Here is a 12,986-nt window from a genome sequence, read left to right as displayed (position 1 = left end):
GGCTTGCGGGCGGGACCGCTAGCTATACTTGCTCATATCAATGACATTACCCTTCGGCGTTTTTTCGTATTTTTTGTTCTTCTCCGAATACATGAGCTCGTCGGCCTTCAAGAGAAGCCTGTCGATGCACCCGTTCGTACCCGGGTCGTGGCTGGCTATGCCGATGCTCATCGACAGCCTGTAGGGCCTCATGCCCTTGGCGTTGTGCGCGTCTATATTTTCGTAAAGCCGCTTCCTTATCGATTCCGCGGCCTTCCCGTCCGAGTCGGACGTGATAGCGACGAACTCGTCGCCGCTCACCCTGGCCGTCACGTCGGAATTCCGGAACGTCTGCTTTATGGCGTTGGCGGCGTCTATGATAGCCTGGTCGCCGATGTTGTGGCCGAACGCGTCGTTTATCTGCTTTAAGCCGTCGATGTCGATAAGTATCAATAAAGACTGCTCTTTCCTCCGCTCGGCTGCCTTTATGTGATGGTCGGCGAACGTAAGGAACCCCCTTCGGTTGTAAAGCCCGGTGAGGTCGTCCGTTATGGACAGGCTCCGGAGCCGCTCCTCCATCTTTTTCCTCTCCGTCACGTCGCGCGAGTTCACGACGACGCCGAGCCCCATTTCGGCGGGGCAGAGCTTGCCGATGGACTCTATCGTAAGCCAGTAGCCTTCCTTGTGCCTTACGCGGAATTCCGCCGAATAAAGGCGGTCTGCGTTCTGAAGACCCTCGGTAAACACGTCGAAGACGCGGGGGAAATCCTCGGGATGAACGAAATCGAACACGCGCCTTCCGAGGAGCTCCTCGTCTTCGTATCCGAGGATGCGGCGGTGCGACGGGCTCACGTATTTCATCGTGCCGTCAACGTCCAGGATCGTAATGAGGTCGAGCACGTTTTCGATCATCAGCCTGAACCGCTCTTCCGTGCTCTTGAGGGCGTCGTCGGCCCTCTTTCTTTCGATCGCATATCTAATGGAGCGGACGAGGAGCCTGGCGTCCACCTGCCCCTTCATCAGATAATCCTGCGCGCCCATCTGGACCGCCTTGAGCGCGAGATTTTCGTCGTCCGTGCCGGTGAGGACTATGATCGGGACTTCGGTCGCCCCCTTGACGGCCTGGAGCGTGTCGATGTTCCCGCTGTCGGGGAGGTCGAGATCGAGCAGTATGAGATCTATCCCGCCCCTTTGCGCCCTGTCGAACCCGCCCGCGAAGGTGTCGTAATGCTCGACGTTCATGGCGTCCGGGGACTTTTTGGTAAGGATTCGCTTTATAAGCCGGGCATAGTCCAGATTGTCTTCTATGAGTAATATTCTTATCGTTTCGTCGGCCATCGCGATAAATTCTACTGCAAGATCATCCCACTTTCTACAGGTTCACAGGCCCAGGGCTATAATGATGCCGCATCGTCCAGAAGGGCGCGCCGGTTCTCCTGGATTCCTTGTCCCTGTACATCGACAGATCGGCTTTCGACAAAAGGGCGTCTATCGAGCACGGGACGGAGGGGTCGAACGAAGCGACTCCCGCGCTCACGGATAACGTGTACGGATTCCGCTTGCTGAGATTATATACGTCGAGCTTTTTTTTCAGCCGTTCGAGCTCGGCCTTGAAGCGCGCCTCGGGCGAGCCCGGAGCGAACACCGTGAACTCGTCCCCCCCTATACGGGCGATTATCGTCCCCTCGCCGAATATCTTTTTCAGCTTGCCGGAGAACACCTTGAGCGCCCTGTCTCCCTCGCCGTGCCCGTACGTGTCGTTGATCTCCTTCAGGCCGTCGATGTCGAGGAAGGAAAGCATGCAGCTCCTCCCGATCTTCTCGGCCATTTTGAGCTCGCGGCCGACCTTCTGGATAAAGCCGCGCCTGTTCGAGAGCCCCGTAAGGTCGTCCGTCGTGGACAGGTTCCTGAGCTGAACGTTCATCCTCTGCCGCTCTATGGCGTAGAGTATCGACTTTACGAGGTGATCCCCGGCGATGTCCCGCTTCACGAGATAATCCTGCGCCCCCATCTGCACGGCCCCTACCGCCTCGGACTCGTCGAGCGAATCCGATAGCACGATGACGGGCGTCTCCGGGGCGAGGTCCGACAGCTCGGCGAATGTTTCGAGGCCGGAAGAATCGGGGAGGTTCAAATCGAGAAGGATAATGTCCGCCTCTTTACGTGAAAGAAGCCTTACCGCGCCCGCGAGCGAGCACGCCCTCGAAACGCTGAAAGAGATACGCCCGGCCGCCTTGGAAAGAAGGCGGTCTATTTCGTATCCTTCGGGCGAGCCTTGCTCTACGATGAATAAATTTACCTTCTCCGCATCCATGCCTGGCTTACCTCTTCCGTCTCCGCCACGGACAATATTAAGTGAATTCGCGCGGCGTAGACAATAAAACCTACTTACAAATATCATGCCGCTAAAAGATAATTCTAATTTATACCGTCCAATTCATCGTAATCATTAATATATTTCTCCACCAGGGTCTTCCGCGCCGGGCTCGACCCGCGAAAAACCCGGCAAAAAATGTCACAGAAAGGCCCCGCACAGAAGAAATCGTGACGAGAATCGTCCCCCGGTGCGCCATGCGATGCCTGAATCCGCCTGTTTTTATTGGGAAACTTTGCCGACAGAAAACCCCGGCGGCCCACAAACGGGATAGTCTAACCGCGGCCGGCATGCTATAATTCCCGAGTCCATGCCTTCTATAAAAGACACACGGCACCAGATGGTCCAGTTCGTTTCCCCCGAGCACGCCAACACGCACGGCACGCTCCACGGCGGGAGGCTCATGGAATGGATAATGCTCGCGGGGAGCATCAACGCCTCCCGGACGGCGCGGGGCATAACCGTCCTCGGCGCGACGGACAGCATCGACTTCGTCAACCCCGTCAAGGTAGGCGAGATAGTAATCCTCGACAGCACCATCGAATACATAGGCTCGAGCTCGCTCGAAGTCGCCGTCGCGGTCCATTCCGAAGACCCGAGGACGGGCGAGAGGAAGTTCACGACGTTCGCGCACCTGGCCTTCATATCCGTCGACGAGAACGGCGAGCCTAAAAAAATCGCCGAAAAGATAACCCCCGCCGACGAAGAAGAGGAGGCCGTCCACGCCGAGGCGAAGAAGCGCAAAAAGCAGCGCGTGCCGAAACTGGAGCGCCGCGACGAGCAGGCCCGGAACATCATCGACGAAACCGAGATAGTCAGGATGAGGCTCGAAACGACGAAGGTCGTTCTCCCCGAAGACACCTTCTACGGGAGCTTCATGTCCGTCGGGAAGCTCATGCACGACATCGACGAGACGGCCGCCATACTGGCCATAAGGTTCGTAAGGGGCGTCCTTGTCACGGGGTCGGTGGACGAGCTTTTCTTCTACTCGCCCATAAGGGTCGGCGACATAATCGTCTTCAAGGCGGGCATAAGCTACGTCGGGACGTCCTCGCTCGAAGTCGGCATAAAGGTCATATCCGAAAACGTCCTCACAGGCGAGCAGAGGCACACATGCACCGCCTTTCTCTCATTCGTTCACCTGGGGCCCGACGGCAAGCCCCGTCCCGTCCCGATATTCGAGCCCGAAACCCCCGAGGAGAAAAGGCTCTGGAAGAAGGCGCTCGAACGGAAAGAGAAGAGGTCCGGGAGACTAAAGCGTATCGCCGATATTTCGGGCGGCCTCTGAAAAAATTTTGACGCGGCGGCGCGTATGTTAATCTTTAACCGCCGCCTGCGCTCACATGCCCTCGCCGGGCGGCTGACGAGATGCTATACAGGTGCTTCTTCTTTCTTCTGGGTTTCGCGGCCCTCGACATAGCGGCCGTGCCCGTCGATATGTTCCCGCCCGAAGGACACGTGCGCACCCGTACCGAGCGGCTGTACGGAACGGCGGGCGCTTCTTCGGACGACAGCGTCGTCCAGCTCCAGAACGGTATGAGCCTTTTCGACCTGGTGGAGACCGTGAGCGAAATAAACGGGGAGGTCTACGTCATAGACAGCTCCGTCAAGCCGGCCGGGATAAAAATAGTCACGCCCGAGGGCGGGCTCACCAGGGACGACCTCCTCGCCCTCTTCGGGACGATACTCAGGGTGAACGGCCTCGCCGTGATCGAAACGGAAGGCGTAAGCAAGATAGTCAACTCGGGCGACGCCGTCCACAGCGCCACGCCCGTAAGAACCGCCGATTAAACCTCGGGGAACGTCACTGCACCCCGCCGCTCCCCCCGGCCCTCCTCACGACGATGTAATTCGAAAGCAGTATGAACGCCCCCCCGAGGAGCGTGTAGAACCCGATGTGCTGCACCAGGAACGCCCACGCGAGCACGGTTGCGCTCGCGGGCTCCAGCAAAAGCACTATCCCCGCGACCGACGCGGGCACGCCCCGGAGGCCCCGGTAGAAGAGCAGGTGCGGCACCGCACCGCCCAGCACGGATACGATTACGAGCGCGAGCCAGTCCCCGGCCGGGAGCGCGAACGCGAGGCCCGAAAATTCGTCCCCCGGCAGGAGGAGCTTCATGAGCGGGAGGAGGAGAAGGAGCCACGCGCTCGCGAACGCCGACCAGCCGAACGTGGTCGTAACGTAGTGCTGCCCCGTAACCGAAATCCTCTTCCCGAGGACGACCCACAGCGATAGCAGGATCCCCGACAGGAGCCCGCACGCGATGCCGATGTAAGAGGCCGGGCCCGCCCCGGCCTCCCACGACTGGAGAAGACACGCGAGCCCCACGAGCCCGAGCACGGCCGAGACGAGCTTCCGCCCCGTAATCTCCTCGCCGAGCGCCAGCCGCCCGATGAAGATCGTCCACACGGGCTGCGTGTAGAGGAGGAGCACCGCTATCGCCACCGGGACGCCCAGCGCGAGCCCGGCGAAGAGGGCGAGCTCCAGCAGCCCCCCTACGAGGCCGTAAACGGCCAGGGGCCCGAGCGCACCCCGCCCCGGCATGAGGTCTCTTCTCGCCAGGACCGCCGGGAGGAGAATGAGGCCGACTATGAACGGCCTGTAAAATGCCGTCTCGAATAGCGAGAGCCCCCTGCCCAGGAGGAGCTGACCGCCCGGGGCTATCGTTCCGTAGAATATCCCCGCGAGTATCAGGTACCAGTATTCGCGTCTCATGATTTAAGTTCCGATTTCCTCCGGCGCGGATGCGGGCCGGAGAGCGCCCGGCGGCCGCCGGAACGGTCACCCGAGATCGGCCAGCCTGGGCATGACTTCCCCGGCGAGGAGCTCCATCGACTTCACCCACTTGCCGCGCGGCTTCCATTCGTGCCCCATAACGAGCAGCACCCCGAACCCGCCGACGTACTCGTAGAGCTCCCTTATCTGCCTCGCGACGTCGTCCGGGCTCCCGGCTATCCAGAGGTTGTCGAGGAGGTAATCGGGCGTAACGTCCGAGTCGGCCATGGTCTTGTCCATCTTGAATATGTCGAGGTTCCCCCTTATCCTCGGCACCATCTTGAAGAAGTACTCCGTGAAGTCACGGGCGAGCGTCCCCTCCCTGACGTCCCTCCTGGCCTCTTCCGTCGTCTCGGCGACGTAGATGTCGCGGGCCACCCTCCACATGCGCCTGTCGGGGGTCCTGCCAGTTTCGAGCGCCCCGTCCTCGACGGATTTCCAGTGCGTCCGGAGGACGTCCTTCGTTATGAAGTTTATGCTCATCGGTATCCAGCCGTTCGCCCCCGCTATGCGCAGAGTCCCCGAGCCCGCGGTGATACCGGCGACGCCTATCGGGGGGTGGGGCTTCTGATAGGGCTTCGTGTGCACGCCGAGTCCGACCTCGGCGACGGGATTCGGCACCCTGAATTTCCACCTTTTGTTCTTGTAGAGTCCCGGCTTCGGGTCGTTCCAGAGATTGAGTATGAATTCGAGGGATTCGTTCGTGAGGTCCCTCTGCTCGCCCGTCTTCGGATCGATGCCGAACACCTCGAAGTCGCCGATGAAGCTCCCCGCGCCGACGCCCCAGTAGAACCTCCCCCTGGCGAGGTGGTCGAGCACCGCTATCCTGTGGGCGAGGACGAAAGGGTCGTGGTCCGGGAGGCAGGACACCCCCGTCCCGAGGATTATGTTCTTCGTGAGCGGTATGGCCTTGGCTATCAGGAGATCCGGGGCCGCGAGGTTCTCCCACCCCGCCGTGAAGTGCTCGCCTATCCACGCTTCCCTGTACCCGAGCCCGTCGAGCGTGACTATCTGGTCGAGGTCCGCGTCGAGCGTTTCGGTCAGGTCCGAGCCCGCCGGGTGAAGGGGCATTGTGAAGAATCCGATTTCCAATCGAGGCTCCGCCCGGGGCCGGTTTTACCCCGGTTTCAGGATATTAACACATAAGATATTTTTCTACAAAGCGGCGCGGCGGACGCACCCGGCACGCTGCAGCCGGGGGGCGATTTTTTTGGATATCGGGGCGGCGTATCGTATACTTTTGCCCTCTACGGTCAAGCGCCATGTCGATATCAACCCGTGCAGCCAACGCAATCCGTGATTTCCTCGAGCTCGAATCCGCGAGCGGAATAATCCTCGTCGGCGCTGCCGCCGTCGCGCTCGCGCTCAGCAATTCCCCGCTCTCGGGGCTGTACAATCTTCTCATAGAAACGCCGTTCGAGGTGAGGCTCGGGGCGCTCGAAATAGCGAAGCCACTCCTCCTGTGGATAAACGACGGGCTGATGGCGGTGTTCTTCCTCCTGGTCGGGCTCGAAATAAAGCGCGAGGTCCTGGACGGCCAGCTTTCGAGCCTGGACCAGGTGGCGCTCCCCGGCATAGCCGCCGTCGGCGGCATGGCGATGCCCGCGCTTATCTACGTATTCTTTAACTTCAACAATCCCGGCGCGATGAGCGGCTGGGCCATTCCGGCGGCGACGGACATCGCCTTCGCCCTGGGCGTGCTCGCCCTTCTGGGGAGCCGGGTGCCGCTGTCGCTGAAGCTCTTTTTGCTGACCCTCGCGATAATAGACGACCTCGGCGCTATAGTCATAATCGCTATTTTCTATTCGGGGAAGCTTTCGCTTCTTTCGCTGGGCCTCGCCGGGGCGATGATCGCCGTGCTCGTGGCCATGAACCTCCTCGGCGTGAAGAGAATAGCGGCCTTCATTATAGTCGGCGCCGTTCTATGGGTGTGCGTTTTAAAGTCGGGCGTCCACGCGACGCTCGCGGGCGTCGTGCTCGCGTTCACGATCCCGATGCGGACGAAGGAAGGCGAGCCCTGCCCGCTTCGCGACCTCGAGCACACGCTCCACCCGTGGGTCGCTTTCTTCATCATGCCCGTGTTCGCATTCGCCAACGCCGGCGTGTCGCTCGAAGGAATGACGCTCTCGGGCCTCATGGGGCCGATACCGGCGGGGGTCGCGCTGGGGCTCTTCCTCGGAAAGCAGCTCGGCGTATTCGGGTTCGCGTGGGCCGCGATAAGGTTCGGCCTCGCCCGGCTGCCCGAGGGGGCGACGTGGCGCTCTCTTTACGGCACCGCCGTCCTCTGCGGCATAGGTTTCACCATGAGCCTCTTCATAAGCGCCCTCGCCTTCGACGGCTCGACGGCGGGCGCAAGCGTCTCCTCGCGGCTCGGGATTCTCGCCGGCTCTTTTGTCTCGGCGATCGCCGGCTACCTCATAATCAGGAGCGCGATCTCGCCGCGTAAAGAATCATAGGCGAATCCCGGCCGGGCCCGGAAAGGGTATAATAATGACCGACGACACCATGCCCGAAGAACCCGCGCGCCCGAAGGCTTTCCTCCACAGAGTGAAGGGACTCGTCCTCTTCGCCTCTCTCTTTTACCTGACTTTTTACGTCCCCATGTCGCTCACGTTCTATTCGTCCGGGTGGATGAAGCTCAACTGCCGCTGGCACGAGCGCTGCGAAATGATAGGGGTCGATAACGCCTACAGGGGGATGGACGAGCTCGCGGCGTATTTCAGGCACCAGGGCGGGCTCGACAGTTTCAGGACGAAGAAAGAGAAGCTTCACCTCGAAGAAGTGAGGGGCATGTTCGACAAGATGCTGGCCGCTGGGGCCGCGGCGGCCGTGCTCCTCGCGCTAACGTTCGACAGGAGGCGCGCGTCACGCTGCGCGCTTATAAACATAGCGATAATATTGAGCCTGTTACTGGTTCTCCCGTTCTTCGGGACGTTCTGGAAGGACGTATTTCACCCGCTTCTCTTCAAGAACAATCTCTGGATGAATAACCGCTTCGACCTCTCGTTCTATCTCATGCCGAGGGATTTCTTCAAGCACACGGTCGCGCTGCTGGTATTCTCCACGGCCGCCGTGAACGCCGTCATATGGCTCGGGTCGAGGCCCCGCCGCGCGAAGCCCGCCCGCTGAGGAAAGAAGCTTAATCGAATATGTCGCCCGGATTGCAGTTCTGTGGATTTATGCAGGGCTCGAAATCGCCCTGGTTACTGTGGTCGGACGCCATGCCGTACCTGTGCCCTAGCTCGTGCTTCCACACGGAAAATTCCCCGCACCCCTCGAACCCGCCCTCGGCTATCGCTATGGCGTCGAGGTCCCCGTAATAGACGCCGCCGCAGACATTCCTGCCCTCGGCTTCGCATTCGAACCGGTTGGGGACGACGTAAACGCGGAGCTGGGACAGCGGCGGGACGACGGTGCCGTTTTCGAGCGGGACGTCCTCGAAGCCTAGCCGCTCGCCGTCTACGAAGAGGCAGTTCAAAAACTGTCTCGCCCTGTTGTCGAGGAGGTTGAGAACGTGATTCGTCCCCGCGCTGACGCCGCCCGATATCGCGACCTGCATGCCGTAATACGGCGTCACGAGATTATAGTCCTGCGACTCCAGCACCCCGGCGTCGATGAGCGGGCCCACCGGCCCGGTGAAAAAATCCTCGACGTCGTCGCACGACGAAAAGAAAAGGAATACGAAAAGAGCGGAAAGTACTAAGGCGGTTTTCATCCCCCGGCCTCCGGCGTTTTTTGAAATATGATAACTTATGAAGTTTTCCTATGCTATTTTAGTTGTGTGAAGAAACGATACGGAGGCGAGGCATGAGTATAAAAGCCGTTTCGGCAACGGCACTTCTGGTTCTTTCGACATTCCTTCATTTCCACACTTCGCCGGCGTGGGGAGGCGAAAACGCGCCGCCCGCGGGATGCGCCGGGACGGGGTTCAGGCAGGAAGGCAGGGCAGGTGATTCTGAACGCGGGCTCAGCCGACAGGGAGGGCATCTTCTTGCTCCAGAACGTCTCGGGCGCGGCGTTCCAGGTGACGCATCCCGTGAAGAACGTCGGCGCGAGCGCCGGGTGGACGTCCGAGATCGGCCCAGGCAGGTGGTCGGCATTCGCGGCGGAGGGAGAGGATTTTGCGCTTTCCTGCATGCAGCTCACGGACGGGGACATGAAAACCCTTCCCTGCGAAAAAGTGCTGAAGGTCTGCGAATTGCCGGACCCGAAAATGCCGGCAGATTTATCGGGCAGCTTCTGGGTTTCGGAGGACAAGGAATTGAATGCGCTTCTCGAAGACGTAAAGTCGCGCGGGATAGGCTGGGGAGAGTAAGGCTAGTCCTTCCCGCCCCTGTAAGACCAGTCGAGGAGCTCCACCGGGTGGGCGGTTTTCATGCCTAGCCCCTTCTGCCTTATGCCCTTTTCGATCTGGAGGAGGCACCCCGGGTTCCCCGCGACGATGTATTCAGCCCCCGTCTCGGCGACGTGCGACGTCTTCCGCGTAAGGAGCCTCTTCGACATATCCGGCTGGACGAGGTTGTAGATACCGGCGCTCCCGCAGCAGACGTCCGACTCTACGAGCTCCGTGAATTCTATCCCCGGTATCTGCCTTATGACGCTCCTCGGCTGCTCCTTTATCCCCTGCGCGTGGCCCAGGTGGCACGCGTCCTGGTAGGTGACCTTTATGTTCAGGTTTTTCAGCTCCCCAGCGAGCCCGGCCTCGGAGAGGAACTCCATCACGTCCCTCGCCTTCGCCGAAACAGCCCCGGCCCTCGCGGCGTACTCCGGGTCGTCCTTCAGGATATAGCCGTACTCCTTTATCGTAGAGCCGCACCCGGCCGAGTTTATAATCAGGAAGTCGGCGTCGAGCCCCTCGAATTTCCCTACGAGGCCCCGGGCGAATTCCCTCCCTTCCGAAAGCCTCCCCGAATGCACCGAGAGTGCGCCGCAGCACCCCTGCCCCCGGGGGATGACGACCTCGCAGCCGTTCTCGGCGAGCACCCTCACCGTCGCTTCGTTAGTCCTCGCAAAGAAAACGCTCTGCACGCACCCCGTGAGGAGCGCTACCCTGAATCGTTTTTTACCCTTGGCGGGGACGACCTCGGGCAGCGGCCCGGGCGGGAGGAGCGAATTCACCTTCGGCAGCATCTCCTCCATCTGTGCGAGGTTTTGCGAAACCGCGCCGAGTACGCCGGAAGATTCGACGAGGTAACGTATGCCGAGCTTCTCGTATAGATAAAAGAACGGCGTCATGAGCCTGAGACGCCCGGGATACGGGAAGAGGGAGAATATGAGCGACCTGAAGAGCCTCTGGAACAGCGGCCTCTCGTAGCGCCTTTCTATCTGCGAGCGGCCCGCCTCGATGAGGTTCCCGTACTGCACCCCCGACGGGCACGCCGGCATGCACGCGAGGCAGCCGAGGCACTTGTCGAGGTGAGTGACGAGCGAGCCCGCGAGCGGTATCTTCCCCTCGCCCGCCGTTTTCATGAGATAGATCCTTCCCCGGGGCGAGTCGAGCTCGCTGCCGGTTTCGAGGTAGGTCGGGCACGCCGAAAGACAGAAGCCGCAGTGGACGCAGTCGTCTATCAGCCCCGGGCTCGGCCTGTCCACGTCGTCGAAGGCTTTGAAGGCGGCGCTTTCCATATTCTAAATGTTTAGCCTTTTCCTATGGTGAAATCAAGGGCGAGCGGCTCTGCGTCCCTGAGCGCACGCCTGAGATCGCCGTCGCTCGTAAACGACTTCCGGGGGAGGCGGAGGGCCGGGACGCCGCACTTTATAACTGGCTCCGTGAACGGGTACGGGGCCATCGTGAAGTTAAATCCGTCGGCCGATGCCATTTTAACTAGCGCCGCGCCGCCCTCGTAATCGACGGGGACGTCCTTTATCTCCATCTCCTCCCACCCGTGGCAGAGCGTGAGGGATATGATGTCGCCCACCTGTACGAAGCGGAGGTTGATTTTCACGTCGGGAGGGAGGGAGCTCGTATCCCCCGACGGATCCACGCCGAGATTGCCGGACACGAACTCGTCGATTTCGCGTTCCAGCAGCTTCGCCTTGCTGTTCTCCGGATTCTTGCCGAGCGACTTTTCGTTGAATCTGTCGAAGTGAAGCGCGATGAGCGAGGATGCATACGGATGCCCCCGCGCGGGGCCGAGGTAGGAGCCCTTCCAGATTTCGTACTGGTCCCCGGGCTCCATTTCCATGAAATTCGCCGGGTAACCGTTTTCCGGGTTTATCTTCGGCCGGGAGTCCCATTCCCTCCAGCCCGAGTCGTGCTCGGCGACGGCGAAGACGACCTCATCGAACGGCCTCGGCCGCATGAAAGCGCCGTTCCCCCAGAGGGCGATTATCTCCCCCGCCAGCACCGCGTGGTCGTGCTGGGATACGAGTATCCAACCTTCGCTGTCTTTTCTCCTGATCATTCCGTGTTAATCGTTTCGCAGCGGGGTAAACGGGGATATTTACCCGAAGTCCAATTATGCTAACAAAGCGAAGGGAGCGCCGCAAGCGTTTTTTTGAGCGGGAATAATATTCAGACGAGCCTTCCGGGGTTAAGGATATCGAGCGGATCGTACCCGGATTTTATCCTCTTCATGAGGCCGTAGCCCGACCCGAGGTCCCCCCACACGCCGGCTGCGGACTTCACGCCGGGCGAGGCGTCGTTTATCACGAGCGTCCCCCCGCCCGATTCCGCGACCATGCGGAGGGAATCTATCGCGCCCGCGAGCGCCTGGTCGCCGCCCCTGAGCTCTATCATGATTATCCCGTTCCCGGCGCGGGCCGATGCGAGCGCCTCTACGCCGCCTTCACGCAGCATCTCTATAACTTTGAACACCGACGGGACTTCGCTTATGACTACCCCGGCCTTCAGTACCGCCCTGCCCTCTTCCGCGGAGCCTCCGGGGAACTCTCTTATTACGCTCCAGAAGGAATCCTCGTCGCGGCCTTCGACGACGGACGCCTCCGCGCCGTGGCCGCCGAGTATGGCCGTCACGTGCTCCATCTGGTCCCTGACGGCCTTCTCGACGTTGGCTATACGGACGGCGAGGTGATAGGAGCCGCGCTTCATGAACACGTCCGCGCGCCCAGCGGCGGCCCCGGCGAGCGCCGGGGTCAGGTGTTCGAGCGAGGTCATGACGAGGTCCGAATTTAAGAGCGCGTGGACGGCGGCCTGCGAGTCTTCGAGCGAGCCGAACCCCGCTATGCACGTCCGGGAATATTCGGGGACGGGATAGAGCCTGAACGTCGCCTCGACGAGAATCCCGAGCGTCCCGAGCGAGCCGACGAAGAGCTTCGGGAGGTCGTACCCCGCGACGTTCTTTACGACCTTGGCCCCGCCGTTAAAGACCGTGCCGTCGGCGCGGACGGCCTTCATGCCTATCAGCAGCTCGCGCGCGGTGCCGTATCTCAGCCTCTCGGGGCCGCTGTCGCCTGAGGCGATTATCCCCCCGAGCGTCGCGCCTTCTTTCACGTGCGGAGGATCGACCGGGAGGAACTGTCCCTTCCCGCCGAGCCCTTCCTGGAGCGCCGCGAGGGTCATGCCGCACTCGGCCGTCGCGACGAGGTCGGCCGATTCGTGTTCGAGGATTCTATTCAGCCTCTTGACGGAGAGTGCGACGTCCGCCCCCCGGACGGCGTCGCCGAGCCCGCGCTTCGTGTTCGAGCCCATAGGTATCACCGAGAGCGAATCGCGGGACGCCGCCTTCATAATCTCGGAGACCTCTTCGACGGTGCCGGGGAAGAGGACTATCCGCGGGGCTACGCCGCCCACGGAAAATTCCGCCGCCCCGTCGCCCGGGACCGCGTTTTCCCCGCCCACGATCCCGGCAAGTGTTTTCAGTATCGCGCTGTCGCCCATGTTATAAGGATTTTAAT

The 12,986-nt window shown here is 60.9% G+C and carries 13 protein-coding genes; 5 read left to right on the top strand and 8 right to left on the bottom strand.

Going from position 1 to position 12,986, the window contains the following annotated elements; all coding sequences use genetic code 11:
* Positions 1–18 precede the first annotated feature (18 nt).
* Positions 19–1,317 carry a diguanylate cyclase gene (locus PKC29_03055; GenBank protein HML94391.1) on the bottom strand — a complete coding sequence of 433 codons (1,299 nt, stop codon included), beginning with the start codon at positions 1,315–1,317 and terminating at the stop codon, positions 19–21.
* 34 nt (positions 1,318–1,351) lie between these two features.
* Complete coding sequence (locus PKC29_03050) at positions 1,352–2,293, bottom strand: GGDEF domain-containing response regulator (GenBank protein ID HML94390.1); 942 nt, start codon at positions 2,291–2,293, stop codon at positions 1,352–1,354.
* Between the two features lie 370 nt (positions 2,294–2,663).
* Between PKC29_03050 and PKC29_03045 the strand changes: the two genes are divergently transcribed.
* Both PKC29_03045 and PKC29_03040 read left to right on the top strand, forming a co-directional pair.
* Positions 2,664–3,641, top strand: coding sequence for an acyl-CoA thioesterase (locus PKC29_03045; GenBank protein ID HML94389.1), 978 nt, complete (start codon positions 2,664–2,666; stop codon positions 3,639–3,641).
* An 80-nt stretch (positions 3,642–3,721) separates the two neighbouring features.
* Positions 3,722–4,144, top strand: coding sequence for a hypothetical protein (locus PKC29_03040; GenBank protein ID HML94388.1), 423 nt, complete (start codon positions 3,722–3,724; stop codon positions 4,142–4,144).
* Positions 4,145–4,157: 13 nt separating this feature from the next.
* On the opposite strand, the gene PKC29_03035 is transcribed toward PKC29_03040, so the two are convergent.
* Together PKC29_03035 and PKC29_03030 are read right to left on the bottom strand one after the other, a co-directional pair.
* Positions 4,158–5,069 carry a DMT family transporter gene (locus tag PKC29_03035; GenBank protein ID HML94387.1) on the bottom strand — a complete coding sequence of 304 codons (912 nt, stop codon included), beginning with the start codon at positions 5,067–5,069 and terminating at the stop codon, positions 4,158–4,160.
* Between the two features lie 66 nt (positions 5,070–5,135).
* Positions 5,136–6,221 (bottom strand): LLM class flavin-dependent oxidoreductase, encoded by a 1,086-nt coding sequence (locus PKC29_03030; protein HML94386.1) that lies wholly within the window; start codon positions 6,219–6,221, stop codon positions 5,136–5,138.
* 170 nt (positions 6,222–6,391) lie between these two features.
* Between PKC29_03030 and nhaA the strand changes: the two genes are divergently transcribed.
* The gene (nhaA, locus tag PKC29_03025) at positions 6,392–7,585 is read left to right on the top strand and encodes a Na+/H+ antiporter NhaA (GenBank protein ID HML94385.1); all 1,194 of its coding nucleotides are present in this window, start codon (positions 6,392–6,394) and stop codon (positions 7,583–7,585) included.
* Between the two features lie 34 nt (positions 7,586–7,619).
* Entirely contained in the window at positions 7,620–8,258 is a 639-nt protein-coding gene (locus PKC29_03020; protein ID HML94384.1) for a DUF1461 domain-containing protein, read from the top strand.
* Positions 8,259–8,268: 10 nt separating this feature from the next.
* Here PKC29_03020 and PKC29_03015 read toward each other — a convergent pair whose 3' ends face one another.
* The gene (locus tag PKC29_03015; protein ID HML94383.1) at positions 8,269–8,844 is read right to left on the bottom strand and encodes a hypothetical protein; all 576 of its coding nucleotides are present in this window, start codon (positions 8,842–8,844) and stop codon (positions 8,269–8,271) included.
* A gap of 234 nt (positions 8,845–9,078) precedes the next feature.
* On the opposite strand from PKC29_03015, the gene PKC29_03010 reads away from it, so the two are divergent.
* Positions 9,079–9,444, top strand: a complete 366-nt coding sequence (locus tag PKC29_03010; protein ID HML94382.1) for a hypothetical protein — start codon at positions 9,079–9,081, stop codon at positions 9,442–9,444.
* Between the two features lie 2 nt (positions 9,445–9,446).
* Here PKC29_03010 and PKC29_03005 read toward each other — a convergent pair whose 3' ends face one another.
* The 3 genes from PKC29_03005 to PKC29_02995 all read right to left on the bottom strand — a co-directional run bounded on the left by PKC29_03005 (position 9,447) and on the right by PKC29_02995 (position 12,969).
* Positions 9,447–10,754 (bottom strand): heterodisulfide reductase-related iron-sulfur binding cluster, encoded by a 1,308-nt coding sequence (locus tag PKC29_03005; protein ID HML94381.1) that lies wholly within the window; start codon positions 10,752–10,754, stop codon positions 9,447–9,449.
* A gap of 11 nt (positions 10,755–10,765) precedes the next feature.
* Entirely contained in the window at positions 10,766–11,533 is a 768-nt protein-coding gene (locus PKC29_03000) for a DUF3891 family protein (protein HML94380.1), read from the bottom strand.
* A 110-nt stretch (positions 11,534–11,643) separates the two neighbouring features.
* Positions 11,644–12,969 carry an FAD-binding oxidoreductase gene (locus tag PKC29_02995; protein ID HML94379.1) on the bottom strand — a complete coding sequence of 442 codons (1,326 nt, stop codon included), beginning with the start codon at positions 12,967–12,969 and terminating at the stop codon, positions 11,644–11,646.
* Positions 12,970–12,986 lie beyond the last annotated feature (17 nt).

It is taken from the genome of Thermodesulfobacteriota bacterium (assembly GCA_035325995.1).
Lineage (GTDB): Bacteria > Desulfobacterota_D > UBA1144 > Nemesobacterales > UBA2774 > JADLGH01.
This window is presented reverse-complemented; position numbering and strand designations above follow the sequence as displayed.